This is a genomic window from Cohnella rhizosphaerae (genome assembly GCF_029525575.1).
Taxonomy (GTDB): Bacteria; Bacillota; Bacilli; order Paenibacillales; family Paenibacillaceae; genus Cohnella; species Cohnella rhizosphaerae.
On record NZ_JAPDIA010000003.1, the window covers coordinates 1,478,700 to 1,500,844 of the forward strand.

Annotated in this window: 20 protein-coding genes and 3 pseudogenes; 18 read left to right on the forward strand and 5 right to left on the reverse strand. The window is 60.7% G+C overall.

What is annotated here, in order from left to right; genetic code table 11:
• The first annotated feature begins 11 nt into the window (after positions 1 to 11).
• From OMP40_RS12355 to fucU, 3 genes are all read left to right on the forward strand, one after another.
• Positions 12 to 848, forward strand: a complete 837-nt coding sequence (locus tag OMP40_RS12355) for a helix-turn-helix transcriptional regulator (RefSeq protein ID WP_277531684.1) — start codon at positions 12 to 14, stop codon at positions 846 to 848.
• A 101-nt stretch (positions 849 to 949) separates the two neighbouring features.
• Positions 950 to 2,026 (forward strand): ABC transporter substrate-binding protein, encoded by a 1,077-nt coding sequence (locus tag OMP40_RS12360; RefSeq protein ID WP_277531686.1) that lies wholly within the window; start codon positions 950 to 952, stop codon positions 2,024 to 2,026.
• A gap of 144 nt (positions 2,027 to 2,170) precedes the next feature.
• The gene (gene fucU / locus OMP40_RS12365) at positions 2,171 to 2,605 is read left to right on the forward strand and encodes an L-fucose mutarotase (RefSeq protein ID WP_277531688.1); all 435 of its coding nucleotides are present in this window, start codon (positions 2,171 to 2,173) and stop codon (positions 2,603 to 2,605) included.
• Positions 2,606 to 3,175: 570 nt separating this feature from the next.
• Here fucU and OMP40_RS40045 read toward each other — a convergent pair.
• Entirely contained in the window at positions 3,176 to 3,625 is a 450-nt protein-coding gene (locus tag OMP40_RS40045) for an ROK family protein (RefSeq protein ID WP_338131105.1), read from the reverse strand.
• 58 nt (positions 3,626 to 3,683) lie between these two features.
• Positions 3,684 to 4,343 (reverse strand): annotated as a pseudogene (locus OMP40_RS40050) (ROK family transcriptional regulator); the annotation flags it as partial.
• 191 nt (positions 4,344 to 4,534) lie between these two features.
• Between OMP40_RS40050 and xylA the strand changes: the two are divergent.
• From xylA to OMP40_RS12395, 5 genes are all read left to right on the forward strand, one after another.
• Complete coding sequence (xylA, locus tag OMP40_RS12375; protein WP_277531689.1) at positions 4,535 to 5,854, forward strand: xylose isomerase; 1,320 nt, start codon at positions 4,535 to 4,537, stop codon at positions 5,852 to 5,854.
• 34 nt (positions 5,855 to 5,888) lie between these two features.
• Positions 5,889 to 7,385, forward strand: coding sequence for a xylulokinase (gene xylB / locus OMP40_RS12380; protein ID WP_277531692.1), 1,497 nt, complete (start codon positions 5,889 to 5,891; stop codon positions 7,383 to 7,385).
• Between the two features lie 207 nt (positions 7,386 to 7,592).
• Complete coding sequence (locus OMP40_RS12385; RefSeq protein WP_277531693.1) at positions 7,593 to 8,354, forward strand: ABC transporter ATP-binding protein; 762 nt, start codon at positions 7,593 to 7,595, stop codon at positions 8,352 to 8,354.
• A gap of 171 nt (positions 8,355 to 8,525) precedes the next feature.
• Positions 8,526 to 9,701 carry an ABC transporter permease gene (locus OMP40_RS12390; RefSeq protein WP_277531694.1) on the forward strand — a complete coding sequence of 392 codons (1,176 nt, stop codon included), beginning with the start codon at positions 8,526 to 8,528 and terminating at the stop codon, positions 9,699 to 9,701.
• Between the two features lie 78 nt (positions 9,702 to 9,779).
• Positions 9,780 to 10,193: a hypothetical protein gene (locus OMP40_RS12395; protein WP_277531695.1), complete on the forward strand. Its 414-nt coding sequence runs from the start codon at positions 9,780 to 9,782 to the stop codon at positions 10,191 to 10,193.
• 625 nt (positions 10,194 to 10,818) lie between these two features.
• Here the strand turns inward: OMP40_RS12395 and OMP40_RS12400 are convergent.
• Positions 10,819 to 12,055: pseudogene (locus tag OMP40_RS12400) on the reverse strand (BaiN/RdsA family NAD(P)/FAD-dependent oxidoreductase).
• A 226-nt stretch (positions 12,056 to 12,281) separates the two neighbouring features.
• On the opposite strand from OMP40_RS12400, the gene OMP40_RS12405 reads away from it, so the two are divergent.
• The 5 genes from OMP40_RS12405 to acpS all read left to right on the forward strand — a co-directional run bounded on the left by OMP40_RS12405 (position 12,282) and on the right by acpS (position 16,148).
• On the forward strand, positions 12,282 to 13,949 hold the full coding sequence (locus OMP40_RS12405; RefSeq protein WP_277531697.1) for an ATP-binding protein: 1,668 nt from the start codon (positions 12,282 to 12,284) through the stop codon (positions 13,947 to 13,949).
• A gap of 62 nt (positions 13,950 to 14,011) precedes the next feature.
• Positions 14,012 to 14,140, forward strand: coding sequence for a hypothetical protein (locus OMP40_RS12410; protein ID WP_277531698.1), 129 nt, complete (start codon positions 14,012 to 14,014; stop codon positions 14,138 to 14,140).
• A gap of 131 nt (positions 14,141 to 14,271) precedes the next feature.
• Positions 14,272 to 14,706 carry a BrxA/BrxB family bacilliredoxin gene (locus tag OMP40_RS12415; RefSeq protein WP_090109024.1) on the forward strand — a complete coding sequence of 145 codons (435 nt, stop codon included), beginning with the start codon at positions 14,272 to 14,274 and terminating at the stop codon, positions 14,704 to 14,706.
• A gap of 142 nt (positions 14,707 to 14,848) precedes the next feature.
• On the forward strand, positions 14,849 to 15,658 hold the full coding sequence (nadE, locus tag OMP40_RS12420) for an ammonia-dependent NAD(+) synthetase (protein WP_277531701.1): 810 nt from the start codon (positions 14,849 to 14,851) through the stop codon (positions 15,656 to 15,658).
• Positions 15,659 to 15,665: 7 nt separating this feature from the next.
• Positions 15,666 to 16,148, forward strand: a complete 483-nt coding sequence (gene acpS / locus OMP40_RS12425; RefSeq protein ID WP_338131106.1) for a holo-ACP synthase — start codon at positions 15,666 to 15,668, stop codon at positions 16,146 to 16,148.
• A gap of 96 nt (positions 16,149 to 16,244) precedes the next feature.
• On the opposite strand, the gene OMP40_RS12430 is transcribed toward acpS, so the two are convergent.
• Positions 16,245 to 16,610, reverse strand: a complete 366-nt coding sequence (locus tag OMP40_RS12430) for a c-type cytochrome (RefSeq protein ID WP_277531703.1) — start codon at positions 16,608 to 16,610, stop codon at positions 16,245 to 16,247.
• Positions 16,611 to 16,689: 79 nt separating this feature from the next.
• On the opposite strand from OMP40_RS12430, the gene OMP40_RS12435 reads away from it, so the two are divergent.
• The 4 genes from OMP40_RS12435 to OMP40_RS12450 all read left to right on the forward strand — a co-directional run bounded on the left by OMP40_RS12435 (position 16,690) and on the right by OMP40_RS12450 (position 19,988).
• The gene (locus OMP40_RS12435; RefSeq protein ID WP_277531704.1) at positions 16,690 to 17,589 is read left to right on the forward strand and encodes a helix-turn-helix domain-containing protein; all 900 of its coding nucleotides are present in this window, start codon (positions 16,690 to 16,692) and stop codon (positions 17,587 to 17,589) included.
• Positions 17,586 to 18,851 carry an A/G-specific adenine glycosylase gene (gene mutY, locus OMP40_RS12440; RefSeq protein ID WP_277531705.1) on the forward strand — a complete coding sequence of 422 codons (1,266 nt, stop codon included), beginning with the start codon at positions 17,586 to 17,588 and terminating at the stop codon, positions 18,849 to 18,851. Before OMP40_RS12435 ends, mutY begins: the two co-directional genes overlap by 4 nt.
• Complete coding sequence (locus OMP40_RS12445) at positions 18,769 to 18,990, forward strand: NUDIX hydrolase (RefSeq protein WP_277531706.1); 222 nt, start codon at positions 18,769 to 18,771, stop codon at positions 18,988 to 18,990. Before mutY ends, OMP40_RS12445 begins: the two co-directional genes overlap by 83 nt.
• A gap of 713 nt (positions 18,991 to 19,703) precedes the next feature.
• On the forward strand, positions 19,704 to 19,988 hold the full coding sequence (locus tag OMP40_RS12450; protein ID WP_277531707.1) for a hypothetical protein: 285 nt from the start codon (positions 19,704 to 19,706) through the stop codon (positions 19,986 to 19,988).
• On the opposite strand, the pseudogene OMP40_RS12455 reads toward OMP40_RS12450, so the two are convergent.
• Positions 19,970 to 20,582, reverse strand: a pseudogene (locus tag OMP40_RS12455) (superoxide dismutase). The gene OMP40_RS12450 and the pseudogene OMP40_RS12455 overlap by 19 nt on opposite strands.
• Positions 20,583 to 21,057: 475 nt before the next feature.
• Here OMP40_RS12455 and OMP40_RS12460 point away from each other — a divergent pair.
• On the forward strand, positions 21,058 to 21,480 hold the full coding sequence (locus tag OMP40_RS12460; protein ID WP_277531709.1) for a GNAT family N-acetyltransferase: 423 nt from the start codon (positions 21,058 to 21,060) through the stop codon (positions 21,478 to 21,480).
• Positions 21,481 to 22,145: the final 665 nt, after the last annotated feature.

Sequence of the window (22,145 nt, forward strand, 5' to 3'; positions counted from 1 at the left end):
GCAACGCGAACATGTCCTATACGTGCGAGCAATTGGCTGAAGCGTTCGAAGGCGCGAATCTGTCCGTTCACGGCGTTTACCGCACGGTCCTCGCGGCCGATTCGGCATATACCGGGCACGTAGAGCGGCCAACCTCCAAGTGTGCGGTCATTATCGGTCTGAGCGGTCAGGCCGATTTTATTTTTGACGGCGCGGAGCGGCATACGATGGAGCCGGGCGTCGCGCTGATCGGCGGACTGAACAGACGGCTCGAGATCCGGACCGGAGGCGAGGCGTTCGAGTACGGGCTCGTTCACTACTTGCCTGAGCCGCAGATCGGCGAGGCTGCGCAGATGTTGATCGCCGTCTCGCCGCTGCGCGTCGGCGCGGATCCGGAGCAGCGACTGCTGCTTGAGCGGCTGCTGCAGGCGGCCGCGCTTCCGGATAGCATGATGAGGCTTGAGAAAAAAACGCTGTTTTACCAGCTCGTGAACCGGCTGCTCTTCGCGGCGCGGACGGTCAGGCACGGACCCGCTTCCGAGATGGTGCGCGACACGCTCGAGCTGATTCACGCGTATTACGCGGAGCCGATTACGCTTGCGCGGCTGGCCGAGCGGCATGGGCTCGGGCCCAAGTATTTTTCGACGCAGTTTCGCAGGTTTATGGGGATGGGCCCGATCGATTATTTGATCCGGTACAGGATGAACCGCGCCGAGGAGCTGCTCGCGACCGGAACGTATCCGGTGCATGCGGTGGCGAGAAGCGTCGGTTATCCGGATGCCTACTATTTCAGCCGGCTGTACAAGAAGCACAAAGGGCAATCTCCGGGCGAGATCGGACTGAAGCATAGGCGAAATCGTCCATCCTGATCGCTAACTTTTCTCCATTTGCAGAAGGCAGGAGAGGTGTTAAAGTCTAGATGATAATGAGAATCGTTATCTACTAGATGAGCAGAGGGGATATTTTTAACATGATGAATCGCTTCAAATGGTGGCCGGCGTTTGTCGGTTTAATGCTGCTGCTTGTGCTGCTGTCGGCTTGCGGGCGCGGAACTAACGAAGCTTCGGGCAGCCCCGGCGCCGGTGCAGGCGCAACCGCCAGCGCTTCGGCAGGCGGAGCGGAGGCCGGCGGCAGCGACAGTCCCGCTGCGTCCGCGGGCGCTTCAGAAGCTTCGGCGGCATATCCCCGCACGGTGACAAGCGTCGGCGGCGACGTGACGATCCCGGAACGGCCGAAGAAGGTCGCGGTGCTCCATTGGGGCTATACCGATTCGCTGCTGCTGTTCGACCTCGACTCCGCCGCGTTCGCGCTTCCTTTTACGGAGAAGCAATCTCTGCTCGGCACGGACGCCTACAAAGCGTACGCGGACAAAATCGCCGACATCCGGATCGTGGGCGAGAACACGGAGGTCAATCTCGAAAAGCTGGCGGCTTACGGTCCCGATCTGATCATCGCCGGCAACAAGACGAACGAGAAAGTGCTGCCGCAGTTGTCCCAAGTCGCGACGACCGTCGTCATCGACGAAGCGCAGACGGATGTGTGGTCGAACTGGCAGGCGCTCGTGACGGAGATCGGCGAGATTCTCGGGCAGGAGCAGGTCGCCGCTGACTATATTGCCGGCTACAGGAGCGAACTGGCGGCAGCCAAAGCAAAGCTCGCGGAGCTCCAAGGCACGGTCGCGTTCCTGCAAGTGCGGGACAAGACGGTCTACCTGCAGGGAAGCGACTATTTGAAGGATTACTATGACGGACTTGGCCTGCAAGCGCCCGAAGGCGATATCGGGAAAACCGGCGCCGAGCTCAGCCTTGAAGGACTCAGCGCGCTCGATCCCGATTATCTGGTCCTCGGCTACTTCAACTACCGCGATTCCACGATGGCCGCGTTCACCGATACGTGGAAGGACAGTACGATCTGGAAAAACCTGAAGGCGGTCAAAAACGGGCATGTCTATGGCGTGGACGGCCAAATGGTGCTCGGTTACGGGCCGATCGACCGCAGGACAGGCGTCAAAGTCATTTCGGACGCGTTGTCGGGCGCAGCTCGATAAAGACAAGACGAACCGCGTCGGTTATACTGGCAGAAGACGGCAGAAACGGGCGTTCCGCCCTACGCGCCGCGGACATGTCCGGTTCGGGAGGCCCGCGCGTTCTGACCGTGCGCATGCGCAGAAGCCGGCGGGAGGTCGATTGAATTGTTGAAGGGAATTCCGGCGATATTGTCGCCGGAGCTGCTGAAGATTCTGATGGAGATGGGCCACGGCGACGAGATCGTGCTGGGAGACGGGAACTTCCCCGCTGCCAGTCATGCCCAGCGTCTCGTACGCGCCGACGGCCACGGCGTTCCGGAGCTGCTGGACGCGGTGCTGAAGCTGATGCCGCTCGATCAGTACACGGATCGGCCGGTTGCGCTCATGCAGGTCGTGCCCGGCGATACGGCCGAGACGCCGATCTGGGGCAGGTACGGCGATATTATCCGCGAGCGGACCGGTCTTGCGGAGCCGTTCGAGGAAGTCGAGCGGTTCGCGTTTTATGAGCGTGCGAAGCAAGCTTATGCGATCGTGGCGACGGGCGAGAGCGCGATATACGCCAACATCATTCTCAAAAAGGGCGTTATCAAGCCCGAATAACCGCATTCATCGAAGTAAAGGCAACAAGGAAGCCGGATATGCTCCCCAGGCGCGCGTCGCGCCCGGAGAACGTATCCGGCTTTTCGATTCGGGAGACCCTGCGCGTTCCATTGTTCCCGCATAGGAAATGAATGGGGCGGCAACACGCCGCGGGAGTCAATCGTTCCCAGGTAGGATTAAACCCGGCGCGGGTGATGAGCTGGCTGCCGCATTGTTTCTAGATAGGACTTAATCTGGCGCGGAGGATCGGAGGTACGCCGAATCGTTCCTAGATAGGACTCAATTGGCGCGGGAGATCCGGATGTACGCCGCATTGTTTCTAGATAGGACTTAATCTGGCGCGAGGGATCGGAAGTACGCCGAATCGTTCCTAGGTAGGACTCAACTGGCGCGGGAGGTCGGATGTACGGCGAATCGTTCCTAGGTAGGACTCAACTGGCGCGCGGGAGATCGGATGTACGGCGCATTGTTCCCAGGTAGGACCAAACGCTCGCGCCGCATATGCTGAGTGCTGTATCGGTTCCAGGCAGCAGTTAATTTAGCCTGCGCGAGCAGCCCGGCTTTACCTAATCAAGCCGAGCGCAGCCGCTTGAAAAACGCGGCGATCGCGGTCTCCGCCGCCCCCATGACGGCGGAGCGGTCGCCGAGCTCGGCGAATAGCAGCCGAATGCCGCGCAGATGAAAGTTCAGCGCGCGGGCTTCGGTCGTTCGGCTCATCGCCTCCTCGAGCCAGGGCCGCGCGCGGCTCATCGTGTTGCCGATGACGACGGCTTCGGGATTAAAGACATTAACGATGTTGGCGATGCCGACCCCGAGCGATTCGCCGATCCCGGCGAACAGCGCGCGCGCCTTCTCGTCCCCGCCTTCGGCCAGCGCGAGCAGTCCGTCCAGCGTGCCCCCGCCCATGCCGGCCTCCGCCGCGCGGGCGAGCAGCGCCTGCTCCGATGCGTACAGCTCCCAGCAGCCCCGATTGCCGCAGCGGCAGGGCGGGCCGCTGGCCTCGATGGACAGATGACCCATTTCCCCCGAAAAGCCCGCCGCACCCTTGTAAAGCTCTTTTTTGCAAAATAAGCCCGGTTCCGATGCCCATGCCGACGCTTACGTAGATCATGCTGCCGATGCCGCGGCCGCTGCCGAACTTGCGCTCGCCGATGGCGCCGACGTTGGCTTCGTTGTCGATCAGGACGGGGATGCCGAAGGCGCGGTTCAGCGCGTCCTGCAGCGGTACGTCGCGCCAGCCGAGATTCGGCGCATACAGCACGGCGCCGCCGCGGTCCACGAGCCCCGGCACGCCGACGCCGATGCCGACGACGCCGAACGCGCTCTCCGGCGCCTCGTCCACGAGCGCTTGGATAAAGGGCCGCAGAATGCCGAATACTTCATCCGGCGACGTCTTGGCCAGTTGGGCCGTGCGTTCGACCGCCACGCCGCCTCGCAGGTCCGTCAGCACGCCGCGCACGTAATTGACGCCGAGATCGATGCCGACGGCATAGCCCGATTCGGCTACGAATTCAAGCAGAACCGGCTTGCGGCCGCCGCTGGATCGTCCGGTGCCGATCTCGCGGACCAGGCCGCTGTCGATCAGATCCTGGACGAGGCTGGACACGGTCGCCTTGTTCAGGCCGGTTAGGGCGGAAATGTCCGCGCGAGAGAGCGGGGCGCCCTGCAGCACCGATTCGAGTACGATGGCGGTATTCATTCTTTTGATGAGCGCTTGATCTCCGGTCGGGGTCTTCATGCGGTATGCGGCTCCTTCGCGCGGGGCGATCGGCGATTTTCGCGTCGTTCTTTCGTCCCATTAATCGTTAACGCCATCATAGCATAAAACTTAGTTTAGCCAATAGACAAACTAAGTTTCGAGTGCTATGCTTAATTCAGCTTGTAAACGAATTCAACGACCCTACATCCTTAAGGAGGCATTCCGTTATTATGAGCCTGTTTTCGAATGTGCCGCAGATCAAGTACGAAGGCCGCAAATCCGACAATCCGTTCGCTTTCAAACACTATAACGCCGGCGAGGTCGTCCTCGGCAAGACGATGGAGGAGCATCTGCGCTTCGCCGTCGCCTACTGGCATACGTTCAACGCCAACGGCACCGACCCGTTCGGCGCCGGCACGGCCGTGCGCAGCTGGGATTCGCTCTCCCCGCTCGACAAGGCCAAGGTTCGCGTCGAAGCGAACTTCGAGCTGCTCGAGAAGCTGGGCGTACCGTTCTACGCGTTCCACGACGCCGACATCGCGCCTGAAGGCGCGACGCTCGCCGAGACGAACAAGAACATCGACATCATCGTCGCGAAGCTGAAGGAATTCCAGCAGTCCACCGGCAAGAAGCTGCTCTGGAACACGGCCAACCTGTTCACGAACCCGCGCTACGTATTCGGCGCCGCGACGAGCAACAATGCGGAAGTATTCGCGTACTCGGCCGCGACGATCAAGAAGATGCTCGAAGTGGGCAAGGAGCTGAACGGCGAAAACTACGTTTTCTGGGGCGGCCGCGAGGGTTACGAGTCGCTATTGAACACGGATATGGGCCTCGAGCTGGACAATCTGGCCCGTATGCTGCACTTGGCCGTCGACTACGCCAAGGAGATCGGCTTCGGCGCGCAATTCCTGATCGAGCCGAAGCCGAAGGAGCCGACCAAGCACCAGTACGACTTCGACTCCGCGACGACGCTCAGCTTCCTGCGCAAATACGGCCTGAAGGACCACTTCAAGCTGAACATCGAAGCGAACCACGCGACGCTGGCGGGCCACACGTTCGAGCACGAGCTCCGCGTCGCCCGCCTGGACGGCGCGCTCGGCTCGATCGACGCCAACCAAGGCGACTACCTGCTCGGTTGGGATACGGATGAGTTCCCGACCGATCTGTACTCGACGACGCTGGCCATGTTCGAAATCCTCAAAAACGAAGGCGGCATCGGCAAGGGCGGCGTCAACTTCGACGCCAAGGTCCGCCGGACGTCCTTCGAGGACGAGGATTTGTTCTTCGCGCACATCGCGGGCATGGACTCGTTCGCGCACGGCCTGAAGGCCGCCGCCAAGATGATCGAGAACAAGACGCTGGACGGCATCGTCGAAGGCCGCTACGCCAGCTTCGGCGAAGGCATCGGCGCCGAGATCGTCGCGGGCAAGCACACGCTCGCATCGCTCGAAGCATACGTGCTGAACGGACAGAAGCCGATCGTCAACCGTTCCGGCCGTCTGGAGCAGATTCGCCAAGCGGTAAACGAGGTTATTTTCAGCGTATAAGCGCATTAAGCATACCGAAGGAGACGGGCCAAACATGAATTATGTCATCGGCATCGATCTCGGCACGAGCGCCGTCAAGGCGCTCCTCGTCGGGCAGGACGGAGCGGTGGCTGCCGAAGCCTCCCGCGAATATCCGCTTTATCACGAGCGCTCGGGCTGGAGCGAACAGGAGCCGGAGGACTGGGTCCGCGCGACGATCGAAGTATTGAAGGAGCTCGGAGAAAAGACGGCGGCCTCGGGCGGCAGCATCGACGGCATCAGCTTCTCGGGCCAGATGCACGGTCTCGTGCTGCTGGACGGGAGCCGCAAGCCGCTGCGCAGGGCGATCCTCTGGAACGACACGCGCACGACGGCGCAGTGCCGCGAGATCGAGCGCAAGCTCGGCGATTCGCTGCTTCGCCTGACCCGCAACCCGGCGCTCGAGGGATTCACGCTCCCGAAGCTGCTGTGGGTACGGGAGCATGAGCCGGAGCTCTACGACAAAGCGGAGTCGTTTCTGCTGCCCAAGGATTACGTGCGTTACCGCCTGACCGGCGCCGTGCAAATGGATCTGTCCGACGCGGCGGGCACGCTGATGCTGGACGTCGCGGCTCGTGCTTGGAGCCGAGAGGTGCTGGCGGCGTTCGGCATTCCGGATTCGTTCTGCCCGCCGCTCGTCGAGTCGGTCGCCGAGACGGGCACGCTGTCCGACGCGGCGGCCCGCGAGACGGGCCTGCCGGCCTCGACGCGCGTGTTCGCGGGCGGCGCGGACAATGCCTGCGGCGCGATCGGCGCGGGCATCCTGAAGCCGGGCCTCACGCTGTGCAGCATCGGCACGTCGGGCGTCGTGCTCACGCACGAGCCGGACGCTTCGGCCGATTATGCGGGCAAGGTGCACTTCTTTAATCACGGCAAGCCCGGCGCGTTTTACGCGATGGGCGTGACGCTGGCGGCGGGCTACTCGCTCAGTTGGTTCCGCAATACGTTCGCAGCGGGCGAGCCGTACGAGCGGCTGCTCGCGGGCGTCGGCGACATCGCGCCGGGGGCCGGCGGGCTGCTGTACACGCCGTACCTGGTCGGCGAGCGCACGCCGCACGCGGATGCGGCCATCCGGGCGAGCTTCGTCGGCATGGACGGCGCTCACACGATAACGCATTTCGCGCGAGCGGTGCTCGAGGGCATCACGTTCTCGCTGAACGAGTCGGTCGACGTCTTCCGCCAAGCCGGCAAGTCGGTGACGAAGGTCGTCTCCATCGGCGGCGGCGCGAAAAATCCCGACTGGCTGCAAATGCAGGCGGACGTGTTCGACGCGGAAGTCGTTCGGCTCGAGAGCGAGCAGGGACCGGGTCTCGGCGCGGCGATGCTGGCGGCGACAGGCGCCGGCTGGTACGGCAGCCTCGAGGCGTGCGCGGACGCGTTCGTCAAGCATGCCGCGACATACGTACCGGACGCTGCGCGCGCGCGCCGTTATGCGGAGCTGTTCGGCGTCTATCGGGACGTGTATGCCGCGACGAAGCCGCTGAACGAAGCGCTGCAGCCTTTCCGTATCTAACGCTTGGATGATAAGATAGACGGGAGGAGCTTGTCTTCGCGGACGGGTGCCTCCCAATAGTGAGAGAGCCTCTCGCATTTCCGGCCGGTAACCGGATGAGGGGCTCTTTTTTTGCTATGTTGTCGCGCTGGGCGATCTCGCCGGTACGCAACCCGCGGCGGCGCGTTATCGTAGTTACTTTGAAAAGGGTGCAAAGGTGGGGATCCGATGGGCGGCGAAAGCTGGCTGATGCGCGCGGCGATCCGCGCGGCAGGGTACGAGCTGGGCAATGCCGTGCTGCGCGACGTGGCGATCGAGGTGGGACCGGGAGAACGCGTCGGCCTGCTTGGGCCGAACGGCGCGGGCAAAAGTACGGTGATGAAGGGCTTGCTCGGACAACTGCCTTACTGGGACGCGGATGTCCGATGGCGGGAGGCGAACGCGGTTGCCGGCGGCGCGATGAACGGAAGGCTGGCCTATATTCCCGAGCAGCCGATCCTGTACGAGCGCTTCACGCTGTGGGAGCATCTGCAGTTGGCTGCCGCGGTGTGCGGCATTTCCGAGGAACGGCTCGCCGATCGGGCGGAGGGGTTGTTGGCGAGATTTCGCCTTCGGCACGTGAAGGACGACTACCCGATCAAGTTTTCCAAGGGCATGCAGCAAAAAACGATGCTCGTCGCCGCCTTCTTGCTGGAGCCGAGCGTGTACCTGGTCGACGAGCCGTTCATCGGACTCGATCCCGCGGCGGTCATGGAGCTGCTGGAGGCGCTCGACGAGGAACGCGCCCGGGGCGCGGGCGTGCTGCTCACGACGCACGTCCTGGATTCGGCGGAGCGGCTGTGCGACCGGTTCGTGCTCGTCCACGAAGGCGGCGCGGCGGCGTCGGGCACGGTCGCCGACATCCGCGCGGCGTCCGGCATGCCGGACGGTACGCCGTTGTTCGATTGCTTCCATCGGCTGACCCGCGCCGCTTCGGCGGAGGGTTCATGAAGCCGGCGGACGGCAGGATCGGGCGATTGCGGGGAAAAAGCGGTCCGGTGAGGCTGGTTGCGGGACGCTGCGGCGCTTTTTGGCTCAAATCGATTCGCGCTTGGCGGCTGACGCTGGACTGGACCGTGCTGCTGTATCTCGTTCTGCCGGGTTTATGGGTGGCCGGGGGGGATGTACCTGGACCTGCTGCGGCATCCGCCGGATTGGATCGGACATTTGCCTGCGCGAACGCCGATCGTCGTGCTGGCGATCCTCATGCTGCGCGCCAGACTGCGGACCTTTGCGGAGTCGGGGGACGGACTGTTCCTGCGCTCGAGCGGCAGGTGGGTGAGCGGCATGACGTTGGCGGGCCTCGCCTACACATTGGCCGCCCGTATGGCCGTGTCGGCAGCGGGGGCCGGGTTGATGCTGCCGTTGATGTCGGATGCGACAGGGTGGAGCTTCGGCGCAGGGGCGGCGCTCGCGGTGTCCGCCGGCCTGATGGGCTTCGCCTGGACGCTCATACGCGATGCGACCGAGCGCAGATGGCAAGGCGCGCGGCGCGTGCTGGCCGTGTATGGCCTGCGAGCGGCTTTTATCGCCGCGTGGGTGCCTGTCGCGGGGTGGGGGATGCGCGGCGGTGAGCCGGTTGCGGCGGCGGCTTTCATCGCCGCGTTGGCCTTGGCGTGCGTTGGCCTTGCTTGGCGACGTTCGATGCGCGCCGGCACGTTCGCGCAAGAGCTCGAGGCGGAGCACCGGGCCTATGGGGACAATGTCGGCTGGGTGCTGATGGATACCGAGCAGGCCAAAAGACCGCCCGCCGGACGCAGGCCCTGGGTGCTGCGCAAGCCGGGGCCGCTGCTGAAGCGGCGCGACGAGCCCGCCCGAATCGCCGAGCTGTGGCTGCGCGCGATGCTTCGGGATGCCGAGCAGGTGCGTACCTTGCTTCAATTCGCTTTGCTCGGAATCGCGGCGATCTGGCTGTCCCCGGTCTGGCTGGGAGCGATCGCCTGGGCAGGCCTGTGCGCATTGCTGCTGCTATGGCTGAACGGCTTGTGGGGCAGGTGGGAAACGGAACGTTATATGGCGTTGTACGATTGGAGCGAGGCGCTGCGTACGGATGGACGGGAGATCGGGCGGTCGCTGCTGCTTCGTCCGATCGGACTGGCCTGGTGCGCGATTCTCGGCTTGCACGCAGGATGGTTGTACGGCGGACCATGGTGGACCGCGGCCTTGCTCCTGCCGGCCGCCGGATATCCGCTGCTCGGCCGCATCAATCGCGCGGCTACCGCTTTGCTGGGCACCGGGCGGGAAGGCCGGTCGAAATCCGACGCGGGAGACATTGACCGATCGGGCGGCGTTGAATGATCGCTACATGAAGGCGGCCGCGGGCGGATATGCTACTGTCATTCCAATCCGCTAACCGAGAAGAGGCGATTTTTAGAAATGGCATACAGAGCACTAATGTTTCAGTTTCCGGACGAGGGCAGCGCGCACAAGGCTTGCGGAACGCTCGACGAGCTGGGGTACGAACCGCAGCCGCACGGCGTCGGGCGGCTCCACATCCACGTCGACGGCGACAATCTCGCGAGCGCGCTTGAGATCGCCCAGAGCCACGGCGGCGAGCTGCTCGCCGAAGCGCCGGCCGACGACGCCGAGCTGCTCGCTGTCGCCTACGCGCTCGACGAGCTGCAGATCCCCGCGCACACCGTGAACGAGGACTGGGAACCGGCATATTTCGGCGTCGAGCCGATTGCAGCGTCGCGCGCGAACGGCTCGGCAGACGAATCTGCGATAGATGAGTCGCCGGTAGACGAAGCGGCGGACGACGGCAGCTACAATCATTTCGAGGCATACTAGGGCTACCCTGCAATAAGTGCATCATCAAGGCGGAATATGGCGGGCTTTTGCGATCCATCGCGCAAAAGTGCATTGTAGCGCGTATCTTATGCGAGAACCGGGGTGTTTGGCGATTGTTTAGGACCGGTTCGAGAGGCTGTAGAGTAAGTTTTTGCCTTTACAGCACCATTTAGACCGGTTCGAGAGGCTGTAGAGTAAGTTTTTGCCTTTACAGCACCATTTAGACCGGTTCGAGAGGCTGTAGAGTAACTTTTTGCCTTTACAGCACCTTTAAGACCGGTTCGAGAGGCTGTAGAGTAACTTTTTGCCTTTACAGCACCTTTAGGACCGGTTCGAGAGGCTGTAGAGTAACTTTTTGCCTTTACAGCACCTTTAAGACCGGTTCGAGAGGCTGTAGAGTAACTTTTTGCCTTTACAGCACCTTTAAGACCGGTTCGAGAGGCTGTAGAGTAACTTTTTGCCTTACAGCACCATTTAGACCGAACCGCGAGGCTGTAGAGTAACTTAGTGCCTTTTCAGCAACATTTGTACCGGTCCTCTATTCCGAATGCAGGGCACCTCGCGCGTGCGCCAGATCCGCGCCAGATCCGCCTTACAGCCTCACGAGCGCCGCGGGCACTGCCAGCTATTGCGCGCCAGCGGCAGCCTCCGCATGCAGGGCGGCGTTCAACCCGGCGACATAGCCCGTCGAGAACGCCGCCGTAATATTGTAGCCGCCCGTATAGCCGTGGATATCCAGGATTTCGCCGGCGAAAAACAGGCCAGGCATGAGCTTCGACTGCATCGTTTTCGGATCGATCTCCTTCAAGCTGACGCCGCCGCCCGTCACGAACGCTTCCTCGATCGACAGCGTGCCGTTGACGTCGACGGGAAATGCCTTCAGCAGCCCCGCCAGGTTCTGCCAGGCCTGCTTCGGAATGTTCGCGTGCGTCGTGTCGCCGTCCAGTCCCGCCCGCGCGAGCAGCAGCGGCAGCAGGCGTTCGGCCGCGACGCTCTTGAGGATATTTTTGACCGCTTTCTTAGGCTCCGCCTTCGTCAACGCGTACGTATCGTCGTACACCTGAGCGACGCTTTTGTCAGGAAAAAGATCGAGCGTGAGCCGAACCGGCTCGCCCCCGGTCTTTTTTCGCTGCTTGACGACGAACTGGCTGCAGCGGAGCGCGATCGGTCCCGACAGGCCGAAGTGCGTGAAGAGCATATCCCCGCGGTGCGCGACGAGGGGCTTGCCCTTGTCGCCCCAGACCGTCAGGGTCACGTCGCGCAGCGACAAGCCCTGAAGCTCGCGGCTTGCGGACGAAAGGCTCCGCAGAGGTGAGCGGCACCTCGGTCGGGAACAGCTCGGAGATCGTATGACCGGCCTGTTCGGCCCAGGCGTAGCCGTCGCCGGTCGATCCGGTATGCGGCACCGACTTGCCGCCGACCGCCACGATGACGGAGGGCGCGGCGAATACGCGTCCGTCCGCCAGCAGCACGCCCGAGACCCGGCCCTCGTCGTACAGCACCTCGGCAACCGGAGCGTTCGTCTCGATCGTCACGCCTTGCTCCCTGACTTTGCGCACGAGCGCGTCGACGACGGTCTTAGCCTTGTCGGTAACGGGAAACATCCGCCCGTTGTCTTCCTCCTTCAACCGGATGCCCATGCCTTCGAAAAAGGCGGCGATATCGCGGTTGCCGAAGACGGACAACGCGGAATGCAGAAATCTTCCGTTGCCGGGGATATGCCGAATGAGCTCGTCCGTCTCCTTGGCGTTCGTCACGTTGCAGCGGCCGCCGCCGGAGATGCCGAGCTTGCGTCCGAGCTTGTCTCCCTTGTCGAGCAGCAGGACGCGGGCGCCGGACCGGCTGGCGGCGATCCCGGCCATCAAGCCCGCGGAACCCCCGCCGATAATAAGAATGTTATAATGATCTACGATTCGGTTATTTCGTTTATACGCCACGAGCTCGTTCCTCTCCGTATCGACACCGCAGGTTTAATTCTTGGATATATACAGTCTAAACTATATTCCTATTATTGTAAGCGGAATGTTTATATGTTTTAATCAGAATGAATTGTTTAAGTATTATGGACGATCGTGCGGGGGGATCTCTTTGGTCAACAGCCTGCTTCTTCAGGTTCTTATCGCCCTGCTGCCCGTTGGCACCTTTCAGATCTGGTTCTCGCGCCAGCGCCAGCTGCGGCATTCCCGCCTGTTCATCGGCACGGTCAGCGGCTTTTGCATGCTGCTCGGTCATTTCTATATGGTGCAAAAGGGCACGGTTATACTCGATCTGGGCTTTGTCGCCGTCATCACCGCTTCGCTGTACGGCGGCTTCCCGTTTGCGATCGTGCTTAGCGCGGCGTTTCTGATTCTGCATATCCCCGGGGAAAGTCCGGCCCAAATCGTCGGCTTTCTCGTCTTTTTCCTCGTCTATATCCTAATTCTATACAAGGTCTCGCGCACCTTCAGGCTTAAGAACCGAAGCGGAAAGATGCGGGCCGTCGCTCTTCTTTGGGCGGTCGCCTCGTTATCGTTTTTAATTCCCGCGGTCATCTCGTACGCGGACGGCAGCATCGCGCACAAAACCATGCTGCTCATGGCGTGCGTCGCTTATTTGATCGCGTTTATCCTCATCTCGCATCTATCCGTCTATTTTATCGAAATCGCTTACGAACGGGTCAGCCTGCAGTCGCAGCTGCTGGACTTGACTCGTCAGTACAAGCTCGAATCGATCCGAATGCGGCGTTTTCTCGATATGGTGCCCCTTGCCGTCATTTTTATCGATGCGAAAGGCATTATTACGCACGTGAATCAGATCGCGATGGAGACGGGCAAGCACGCGGAGGGAAGTATCGTCGGCCTGCACTATACCGAGCTGGCCCGGCTTATGGGGCTCGATGCAACCGCTTCTATCATCGAACTGGTCCTGAACAAAGGGGAGCGCGTCTCCTCGGAGATGTTCAAAATTCAAGGCCGGACGATGCTCGCGACCGCTTGTTCCGTCAACGAGTCGGGAGCGAGAGGGATGCCGGAGGGCGTCGTCTATATCGCGCAGGACGTGACGGATACGCAGCGGCTCAAGGATGAGCTGGATAAAATGGAGCGGCTGAGCCTGGTCGGTCAAATGGCAGCCAGCATTACGCACGAGATTCGCAATCCGATGGCGGTCATCCGGGGATTCGTACAGCTGCTCAACGAGCGAAGTCCCTCGGAACAGCGCTCTTATTTCCGCATCGTCATGGAGGAGCTCGACCGGGCCAACGCGATCATCAACGACTTTTTGTCGCTGGCCCAAAATCGCATCGTGGAAAAGGAAACGAGCAGCCTCCAATCGGTGCTGAAGGACATGCTGCCGCTTATATGGGCCGACGCCAACCTGCGCGGGCAATCGGTAGAGCTCGAGCTGTGCGAGGAAAAGGACGTGCTCGAGCTGAACGGCAAGGAGATCAAGCAGCTCATCCTGAACCTGGCGCGCAACGGCCTTGAGGCGATGGACGAGAAAGGCGTGCTTCGGATCGAGACGCGCGATCTCGAGGACCGGGTCCAGCTGTTCGTGTCGGATACGGGCAACGGCATACCGCCGGAGAAGGTGGAGCGCCTGTTCGAGCCGTTCTATACGACGAAGGAGCAAGGAACGGGCCTCGGGCTGGCGCTCTGCCTCAGCATCGCCGAGCGGCACGACGGCCGCATCGAGGTGCAATCCACCGTGGGACAGGGGACGACCTTTATCGTTACTTTTTGCAAAAGCGGTTATGCCTGCTGGGTTCCGGCCGAATAAGCCGGTCTTTTATGGCTTACACTACCTCCGATAACATCACGAGATCGGGAGGAGGAATGGTCATGGCCAAGCAGCCCAAGCAAAAGGGACGCGCCGAAGCGCCGGCTTCTTCCAAGGCGAGGGAAGACGCGTCGCCGCTGTCCGCGGGATACGACAAGAAGCTCGACGGTCCGAACCGTCCTTCGGTTTGATCGCATGAATCGAGGCGGGTCCGGCGCTTGCCGGGCTCGTGCCGCTTTTGACGGTTCGCGCATGGCCGCGCTATAATAAGGTAAGCGGTTTGCCCGCCGAATTGCGATTCTATCGAAAGCGAGGGATAGACATGTCGATGTCATTCGAACGATATATGCTGGACATGGTCCAACCGATGCGCGACGACCTGACCCGGATCGGGATCACGGAGCTGAGAACGCCGGAGGAAGTCGAGCAGGCGCTGCCGGACAGCAAGGGTACGACGCTCGTCGTCATCAATTCCGTATGCGGCTGCGCGGCCGGCCAAGCGCGCCCGGGCGTAGCCGAGGCGCTTCGCCACGACGCGCTGCCCGACCATCTGTACACCGTGTTCGCAGGCCAGGACAAGGAAGCGACGGCCAAGGCGAGGGAGTACTTCGCGCCGTATCCGCCGTCTTCGCCCTCCATCGCGCTGCTTAAGGACGGAGAGCTCGTGCACTTCATCGAACGCCATCAGATCGAGAACCGCAGCGCCGACGATATCGCCGCGGATCTGACCGATGCGTTCGATCGCTTCTGCCGCTAACGAAGGCGCAGCCGCGGATGACATTTGCGCATCCGCGGTTTTTTCGTATGAGAATGACGGCAGTCCGCGCCGAAACTTGCTGTTTCACGCGTGCCCATGCCGTCTTACATAACTAAGGAACCTATAGAATGGAGGCGTTCGTATGAGTTTGCAGCAGGAGATTATCGCGCTGCTCGGCGTGAAGCCGTCGATCGATCCCCAGGAAGAGATCGCGAAGCGGGTCGGTTTTCTGAAGGAATACGTGAAAGCGGCGGGAGCGACCGGCCTGCTCATCGCGATCAGCGGCGGCGTAGACAGCGCTGTGGCGACGGGACTGTGCAAGCGCGCGACGGACGAGCTGACAGCCGAGACCGGCAAGGAATACATGACGCTCGGCGTGTTCCAGCCATACGGGCAGCAGGAAGACATCGCGCATAGCTACGCCGTGGCCGAAGCGTTCGCGCTCAAGCACAAGGTCGAGACGAATATCGAAGAAGCGGTGGACGAGATCGCGCTCGAGACCGAGCACGCGTTCAAGTCGCTGGGCATGTCCCGCCATATCAGCCGCGGCGGCAAGGGCAACGTCAAGGCGCGCACGCGCATGATCGTGCAGTACGCGCTCGCGTTCGACCTCAATCTGCTGGTCGTCGGCACGGATCATGCGTCCGAAGCGCTGACCGGCTTCTATACCAAATGGGGCGACGGCGCGGTCGACATCACGCCGCTCAGCTCGCTGAACAAGCGTCAGGTACGCGAGGTCGCGCGCGCGCTCGGCGTTCCCGCCGAAGTCGTGGACAAGGCGCCGACGGCCGGCTTGTGGGCGGGCCAGACCGACGAGGCCGAGCTGGGCGTCAGCTACGACGACAACAGCGACTATCTGGAAGGCAAGACGATTCCGGACGCATCCCGGGAGATTCTGGAGAAGCATTATCGGCGCACGCAGCACAAGCGCCAGGCGATTCCCGGCATCTAAGCGAAGGATGATCGAGGGAATCGGGATCGACGTCGTCGAGATGGAGCGGATGGCGAAGCTGCTCGCGGGAGACACCGGCGGCAGGTTCGCCGCGCGCGTGCTTACGGATGGCGAGCTTGCGCGCTACGCGCAGATGCAGCCGCGCCGGGCGGTCGAATTCGCCGCCGGCCGGTTCGCGGCCAAGGAGGCGGTCGTCAAGGCGATAGGCTGCGGCATCGGCAGCTGCGTGGGATTCCGCGACATCGAGGTGCTGCCCGACGAACGCGGCCGGCCGGCATGCCGGCTCTCGCCCGAAGCCTGGTCGCGGCTTGGACTGGCGGAGGGGGGCGTATCGCGTTCATGTGGCGATTACGCACGAACGACGGCTGGCGGCGGCGACGGCTACGCTGGAGCGAATCGAATAAGGCAAGCCGAGCCCGGTCCTCGTTGGCCGGGCTCGGCCTATTTGTACGTTGCGATCGCCGTGCGGCGATCGTTTTATTTTTCCTGAGAAGATATTCAATAAAATGAAATAAATTAGCTCGAGATCCAAATATATACCAGGACTAATGTTCCCGGGAACTGTATGATGTGAGAGTGAACCGAATCACTGCAAGCCGGCGAGCCAAGCGGCGAGTTTGTCGATCTCCTCTGCGGTCAGGCGATCCTTCAATGCGGGCATCCTCTCGCCGCCGTTCGCGATCTGCGCTGCGATCTGCGTCTCCGTCAGGCGAGCGCCGACGGACCGAAGATCCGTCGCCGGCCCCATCATGCCCTCAAGGCCGCCGCCGTGGCAGGAGATGCAGTTGCTGCGATACAACGCGATCGTATCGGCCGGGCCGGCAGGCGCCGTCGGTTTGGCGTTTCCTGTAGTCTTGTTTTTGCCGCAAGCCGAAGTCAGCAGCAGCGTTCCAATCAGGACAAGCGCTGCGGCGATCCGCAGTCCCCGGCGCGCAAAGGCATATTTTTGCAAATTTACCCGACTCCCAATGTTAAGTATAATGAATAAAACCTACTAGACATCTTAAGACAAGCTTCCTGGAGTGCAAATCATGACCATACGCTATTTTAACATATTCATGAACCATCTCGAAAAAATGCAGTTCGAGGTCGCCGCCGCCTCCTTCGAGGAGCAAGCGGGCGCAGAAGAGGGCCGGCCTGAGGTTTACGACTGCAATCGGGCGCTGCTCGTGACCGGCGGCAGCGGCCTGCTGCACATGGATGACCGGTCTTTTTCTATGGACGCGGGTACGTTCAGCATCTTGCTGGCGGGCAAAGCGCATTGGATCGAGCCGAGTCCCGGCGAGACGTTGTCATACTGGTGGTGTCACTTCCGCGCGAGCTACGCGGACCGGGCGCTCTACCAGGCGATCGGCCTGCCCGAGCACGTGCGCATCCCCGACCCGAGCGAAGCGATCGCGATGTTCGCCAGAATTCGCGGCTGTCTGTTCTCGCAGCAGCCGTCGGCCCGGCTTCGGATCAAAACCTCCTTCATGGAGCTGATCGGCATTTACATCGATTACTTCGTCGCGGATTCCGGGCGTCGGGCGTCGCTTTCTCCGGAGTTCGAGAAGCTGGAGATCGTGCTGAGCTACGTGGAAGAGCATCTGGCCGACACGATTACCGTCGAGCATCTGGCCGGGCTCATTTTTTTGCACCCGAACTATTTTATCGTATTTTTCAAAGGATTGATGGGCTGCTCGCCGATACAATACGTGAACCAGCGCAGGCTGGAGGTCGCTCGGACGCTGCTCGCGGATCCCGCCTGCAACGTCTCGGACGCCGCGGCGCGGATCGGCATGAAGATCTACTACTTTTCAAGAATGTTTAAAGCCTACACGGGGCTTACCCCGAGCCGCTACAAGAAGCTGGTGCTGGGACTCGGCGCAGGCGGAGCCAAGGACGAAGCGGGCGGCGCCGAATCGCCAAAGAAGGAAGGGACGGAGACTTGAACGAACGCGAGATTAAATCGTTCTTTAGCGGCGAGCTGCTGCAGTGGTACAAGCAGGCGAAAAGGGACCTTCCCTGGCGACGCAGCCGGGACCCCTATCACATCTGGGTGTCGGAGATCATGCTCCAGCAGACGCGCGTCGATACGGTCATCCCGTATTTTAACCGTTTCATGGCCAAGTTTCCGACGGTGACGGCGCTCGCCGAAGCGCCCGAGGAAGAAGTGATCAAGGCTTGGGAAGGGCTCGGCTATTATTCGCGCGCCCGCAATCTCCAGGCCGCGGCCCGCGAGATCGCGGACAACCACGGCGGCAAGCTGCCTGACGACAAGCGCGTCGTAACGGGACTGAAGGGCGTCGGGCCGTATACGTCAGGCGCGATTCTGAGCATCGCCTTCGGGAGACCCGAACCGGCGGTGGACGGCAACGTCATGCGCGTGCTTTCGCGCTACTTTTGCATCGACGAAGATATCGCGAAGCCGGCCACGCGCGTCGGCATGGAAGGACTCGCCCGGGAACTCATCCCCGAAGGGGAGGCTTCCGATTTCAACCAGGCGCTCATGGAGCTCGGCGCGCTCATCTGTACGCCGAAGTCGCCGAGCTGCCTGCTGTGCCCGGTGATGGCGCACTGCCAGGGCCGGCTGGCCGGCCGCGAGACCGAGCTGCCGGTCAAGAGCAAGGCGAAGCCGCCGCGGCCGGAGCATCGCGTGGCGGCGCTCCTGCAGGACGCGAAGGGCCGCGTGCTCGTGCGCCAGCGGCCGGAGAGCGGCCTGCTCGCGCGCATGTGGGAGCTGCCGCACGTCGTGGCGCCCGAGCGGGCCGTCTGGGAGTCGGCCTCCGCGGGCGGGGCGCTGCTCGCGGCATCGCTGGATGCCGCGGGGCTCGCAGGCATTCGCGCCGAAGCGCTGCGCCACGTCGCCGACGCGGAGCATGTGTTCACGCATCTGCGCTGGCACCTGCGCGTGCTGGGCGCCGGCGGCGTAGAGGGGCGGCGCGAGGCCGAGGCTGCCGGAGGGGAAGCGGCTGCCGCGACCGGGGGGGCGGCAGTTGCTGCGGCTGAGACTGCGGCAGCTTCTGCGTTTGGCGATGCCGCGGGAACGGCCGTAGCCGCGTTCGGCAATGCCGAGGGGCCGCCTGTAGTCGCGTTCGGCAATGCCGAGGGGCCGCCTGGGGCTGCGTCGGTTGCAGGCGTCGCGGCGGCAGCTGCGGAAGCAGCCGGGCTCGTGGGGGGGGCCCGAAGGCAACGCCGATTATCGCGCCCATGAGGCTGCCGTCGCGCTGCCGACGGGCTACCGCTGGATCGACGCGGCGGATTTCGAGCGTCTCGCCTGGCCGAACGTGTTCAGCAAGCTGCTGGCCGCGCACTTTAGCGGCGCCTTGTACGAGAACGCGGAGAAGCGCTGACTTTTCTCAAATCTTCGCAGCGCGGTCAAAATGGTTCCGTAAGCGCAAAAAAGTTACTCTGCAGGCACGCAGCGCGGTCAAAATGGTTCCGTAAGCGCAGAAAGTTACTCTACAGGCACGCAGCGCGGTCAAAATGGTTCCGTAAGCGCAAAAAGTTACTCTACAGGCACGCAGCGCGTTCAAAATGGTGCCATAAGCGCAAAAAGTTACTCTGCAGGCACGCAGCGGGGTCAAAATGGTTCCGTAAGCGCAAAAAAGTTACTCTACAGGCACGCAGCGCGGTCAAAATGGTTCCGTAAGCGCAAAAAGTTACTCTACAGGCACGCAGCAGGGTCAAAATGGTTCCGTAAGCGCAAAAAGTTACTCTACAGGCACGCAGCAGGGTCAAAATGGTTCCGTAAGCGCAAAAAGTTACTCTACAGGCACGCAGCGCGGTCAAAATGGGTGCCTCCCAGCTAAATGTTTCGCTTATCGGGCAAAAATGGCCAGCCGAGCCTTGGATGATGTGTTTTCCATGATAACACCGAAGGTTGCGGACTCCAGCGTCGCTAAGTTGCGTCCGAGGTCGGTTAAACGTTCGGCAACGGACCGAGGATCCGCTATTCATCTCCAGCAGGCACGCAAACGTACCTCAAAGCCTAAATAAAGTCTCCTGAGTCCGATCACCCGACATAAAAGGCCCATTTCGTTGATATAGCGGCACCTGGGTCCGAATGAACCGCTGCGCCAAGGCCGGTTTGTTATCAATACCGCATCCGCGGGGCAGATTCCTTTTTCGCTCTTCATCAACGCTGACCGCACGCAAAACGCTGACCGCACGCAAAACGCTGACTGCATGCAAAACGCTGACTGCACGCAAAACGCTGACTGCACGCAAAACGCTGACTGCACGCAAAACGCTGACCGCACGCAAAACGCTGACCGCACGCAAAAAAAGCCGGCACCGCTTCTGCGGCACCGGCTTTTTGCGTAAGGAAAATTACTTGGCGGCTTCGTAACGCTTGCCGACTTCTTCCCAGTTGACGACGTTCCAGAACGCGCCGATGTAGTCCGGACGCTTGTTCTGGTACTTCAGGTAGTAAGCGTGCTCCCAGACGTCAAGGCCGAGGATCGGCGTCTCGCCTTCGAAAATCGGGCTGTCCTGGTTCGGCAGGCTGTATACCTTCAGCTTGCCGTCCTTGCCTACGACGAGGAACGCCCAGCCGGAACCGAAGCGGGTCGTAGCTTGCCGCCGCGAACGTTTCCTTGAACTTGTCGAAGCCGCCGAGCTCGCTGTCGATGGCTGCCGCCAGCGCGCCGGTCGGAGCGCCGCCTGCGTTCGGGCCGATCGTCTCCCAGAAGAGGGAGTGGTTGGCGTGGCCGCCGCCGTTGTTGCGAACCGCGGTGCGGATGGACTCCGGCACGGCGTTCAGATCGGAGATCAGATCGTTCAGGCTCTTGTCCGCCAGTTCGGGAGCGGATTCGAGGGCTTTGTTGAGGTTGGTTACGTAAGTATTGTGATGGCGGTCGTGGTGGATCTCCATCGTGAGCGCGTCGATATGCGGCTCGAGTGCGTCGTTCGAGTAAGGAAGAGCGGGCAATACGTGTGCCATAATGGAACAGCCTCCTTGGATTATGAATCGGGATTGGAAATCTACTTCTGTATTATCCCTGATTTTAAATACTAAATCAACACGGGTGTTTAGAAAGTCTGCCCGCAAGCACGAGGCCGCGTTGTCTCAGCATGGGCATTTTTGCCTGGTTTTATCCGGTTAAATTTATCCATTACCTCATACCTCAGACATTGTTTGAATATATTATAAGCTATTCCATCAAAATGCTGGACGATCCGATAAAACGCGATTTAAGCGCATATTCGGCGAAATTCGGCAAAAATTTAGATATATCCATATGTAAACGCTTTATTTAAAGCGTTTACACTCCTTTGCGCGACCATTCTCCTAAATTATTTATGCGATATTCCTAAAATAGCATGAAATTATCACGAATTTGTCGTAATATAAAAAGACGTTAAAGCGATGTTCACAGTTTAGCCTCTACTTTAACTGAATCCGGGGAGACAGGCATATGCAGATTCGGACTTTTCAATTGTCGGATTATCGTTCCGTATCCGAGCTTCTGAAAGTAGCTTTGTCGGAGGAATGCTGTGAAGAGACCATGTCGGCTTTATCCCGCCAATTGTCCTGGGACAGCGAGCTTGTGCTCGTGGCGCTGAAGAACGACGAGCTCGCGGGCATCATGATCGGCACGATCGATCACAGCAAAGGTTATGTTTACCGCGTCGCCGTACATCCGGATCTTCGCCGCCAAGGCGTAGGCCGTTCGCTCGTCACCGCCATGAATGCGCGATTCCGCCAGCGGAACGTCCTGAAGGTTTTCGTCGCGGCGGACAAGCACAACGAGATGCTGCTTCCGTTTTACCAATCCTTGAGCGACGAAATGCTCGATCTCGTGACGCCTCAGCGTCCGTTGTCGATCGTAGCAGGCTGAACGCCCATCGCTAGGTCCCTCGCAAGACGGCTTTACGATCAGGAGAGCATATCTTACGTGTCGACAGGCGCCGAAAACCGGTTGCTTTTGGCCATAAGATATGCTTTTCTTATACAAGCATATCCGACCCCATGAAGCCTTGATGTAGGGGCATTTATCTGCGTTCAATGCTGAGATTTAAGGGGATATCACAGCATCTTCATTCCATGGCGGCACGATCGATGGGACGACGATAACAGGAACGAATATCTTCGGTTCGTACATCGCTACAAGCAATGGATTGTTTCCTCGAGCCGAAATGAATAACGGTGCGAATTCTTTTGCTGTCTACATGAACGCGGAAAACTATGTTCAGTTCATAAGTGCTGGTTCCTCAGGATTTCCGATGCTCGAATTTAATGCAAACGGCAAGTTCGCAGGAATATATGGTAGCTCTTCGTTGTTTGCCATTGATACGACGAGCATTCTTACTTCGATTGGACCTTCATCGGCTCAAATGAACTTAGTAGGAGCGCCGGTAACCATAAATCATGTTGATGTATTAAGCAGTTTAGAATCAAAAGCCGCTAAATCCAGTTATACAGGCACGCTTTATGTATCAAGCGCATCCGGAGGTCCGGCTACTCGAGCTATATCCGTAGTCAACGGCGTCATCCAATGATATA

Coding starts and splice junctions, on each gene's coding strand:
- OMP40_RS12410 (WP_277531698.1), top strand. CDS start 14,012: ATGGCCAAGCAGCCCAAGCAAAAGGGACGCGCCGAAGCGCCGGCTTCT.
- OMP40_RS12360 (WP_277531686.1), top strand. CDS start 950: ATGATGAATCGCTTCAAATGGTGGCCGGCGTTTGTCGGTTTAATGCTG.
- xylA (WP_277531689.1), top strand. CDS start 4,535: ATGAGCCTGTTTTCGAATGTGCCGCAGATCAAGTACGAAGGCCGCAAA.
- OMP40_RS12390 (WP_277531694.1), top strand. CDS start 8,526: ATGTACCTGGACCTGCTGCGGCATCCGCCGGATTGGATCGGACATTTG.
- OMP40_RS12355 (WP_277531684.1), top strand. CDS start 12: ATGTCCTATACGTGCGAGCAATTGGCTGAAGCGTTCGAAGGCGCGAAT.
- OMP40_RS12385 (WP_277531693.1), top strand. CDS start 7,593: ATGGGCGGCGAAAGCTGGCTGATGCGCGCGGCGATCCGCGCGGCAGGG.
- OMP40_RS40045 (WP_338131105.1), bottom strand. CDS start 3,625: ATGGGTCATCTGTCCATCGAGGCCAGCGGCCCGCCCTGCCGCTGCGGC.
- OMP40_RS12450 (WP_277531707.1), top strand. CDS start 19,704: ATGAACCGCTGCGCCAAGGCCGGTTTGTTATCAATACCGCATCCGCGG.
- OMP40_RS12460 (WP_277531709.1), top strand. CDS start 21,058: ATGCAGATTCGGACTTTTCAATTGTCGGATTATCGTTCCGTATCCGAG.
- OMP40_RS12415 (WP_090109024.1), top strand. CDS start 14,272: ATGTCGATGTCATTCGAACGATATATGCTGGACATGGTCCAACCGATG.
- OMP40_RS12435 (WP_277531704.1), top strand. CDS start 16,690: ATGACCATACGCTATTTTAACATATTCATGAACCATCTCGAAAAAATG.
- nadE (WP_277531701.1), top strand. CDS start 14,849: ATGAGTTTGCAGCAGGAGATTATCGCGCTGCTCGGCGTGAAGCCGTCG.
- xylB (WP_277531692.1), top strand. CDS start 5,889: ATGAATTATGTCATCGGCATCGATCTCGGCACGAGCGCCGTCAAGGCG.
- acpS (WP_338131106.1), top strand. CDS start 15,666: ATGATCGAGGGAATCGGGATCGACGTCGTCGAGATGGAGCGGATGGCG.
- OMP40_RS12395 (WP_277531695.1), top strand. CDS start 9,780: ATGGCATACAGAGCACTAATGTTTCAGTTTCCGGACGAGGGCAGCGCG.